At 57.4% G+C, this 1,543-nt stretch carries 1 rRNA gene; it reads right to left on the bottom strand.

The window, feature by feature from the left end:
* Nucleotides 1-19: 19 nt before the first annotated feature.
* A 16S ribosomal RNA gene (locus BKG60_RS02370) occupies nt 20-1,537 on the bottom strand.
* Between the last annotated feature and the right edge of the window lie 6 nt (nt 1,538-1,543).

The following is a 1,543-nucleotide window of genomic DNA, read 5'->3' as shown; positions in this document are numbered from 1 at the left end:
TTTTCGTGGTGCTCCTTAGAAAGGAGGTGATCCAGCCGCACCTTCCGGTACGGCTACCTTGTTACGACTTCGTCCCAATCGCCGATCCCACCTTCGACGGCTCCCTCCACAAGGGTTAGGCCACCGGCTTCGGGTGTTACCGACTTTCATGACGTGACGGGCGGTGTGTACAAGGCCCGGGAACGTATTCACCGCAGCGTTGCTGATCTGCGATTACTAGCGACTCCGACTTCACGGGGTCGAGTTGCAGACCCCGATCCGAACTGAGACCGGCTTTGAAAGGATTCGCTCCACCTCACGGCATCGCAGCCCTTTGTACCGGCCATTGTAGCATGTGTGAAGCCCTGGACATAAGGGGCATGATGACTTGACGTCATCCCCACCTTCCTCCGAGTTGACCCCGGCAGTCTCTCACGAGTCCCCACCATAACGTGCTGGCAACATGAGACAAGGGTTGCGCTCGTTGCGGGACTTAACCCAACATCTCACGACACGAGCTGACGACAGCCATGCACCACCTGCACACAGGCCACAAGGGAACCAATATCTCTACCGGCGTCCTGTGCATGTCAAACCCAGGTAAGGTTCTTCGCGTTGCATCGAATTAATCCACATGCTCCGCCGCTTGTGCGGGCCCCCGTCAATTCCTTTGAGTTTTAGCCTTGCGGCCGTACTCCCCAGGCGGGGTACTTAATGCGTTAGCTACGGCACGGATCCCAAGGAAGGAAACCCACACCTAGTACCCACCGTTTACGGCGTGGACTACCAGGGTATCTAATCCTGTTCGCTCCCCACGCTTTCGCTCCTCAGCGTCAGTTACTGCCCAGAGACCCGCCTTCGCCACCGGTGTTCCTCCTGATATCTGCGCATTCCACCGCTACACCAGGAATTCCAGTCTCCCCTGCAGTACTCTAGTCTGCCCGTATCGCCCGCACGCCCACAGTTAAGCTGTGAGTTTTCACGAACAACGCGACAAACCACCTACGAGCTCTTTACGCCCAGTAATTCCGGACAACGCTCGGACCCTACGTATTACCGCGGCTGCTGGCACGTAGTTGGCCGGTCCTTCTTCTATAGGTACCGTCACTTGCGCTTCGTCCCTATTGAAAGAGGTTTACAACCCGAAGGCCGTCATCCCTCACGCGGCGTCGCTGCATCAGGCTTGCGCCCATTGTGCAATATTCCCCACTGCTGCCTCCCGTAGGAGTCTGGGCCGTATCTCAGTCCCAGTGTGGCCGGTCACCCTCTCAGGCCGGCTACCCGTCGTCGCCTTGGTAGGCCATTACCCCACCAACAAGCTGATAGGCCGCGGGCCCATCCCACACCGCAAAAGCTTTCCACCACACACCATGAAATGCGTGGTCCTATTCGGTATTAGACCCAGTTTCCCAGGCTTATCCCAAAGTGCAGGGCAGATCACCCACGTGTTACTCACCCGTTCGCCACTCGAGTACCCCGAAGGGCCTTTCCGTTCGACTTGCATGTGTTAAGCACGCCGCCAGCGTTCGTCCTGAGCCAGGATCAAACTCTCCAAACAAAAACT

Origin of the sequence: Mycobacterium syngnathidarum (assembly GCF_001942625.1) — a bacterium.
Classification (GTDB): Bacteria; Actinomycetota; Actinomycetes; order Mycobacteriales; family Mycobacteriaceae; genus Mycobacterium; species Mycobacterium syngnathidarum.
The sequence above is the reverse complement of the archived record's forward strand: the minus strand, read 5'-3'. Positions and strand labels throughout refer to the sequence as shown.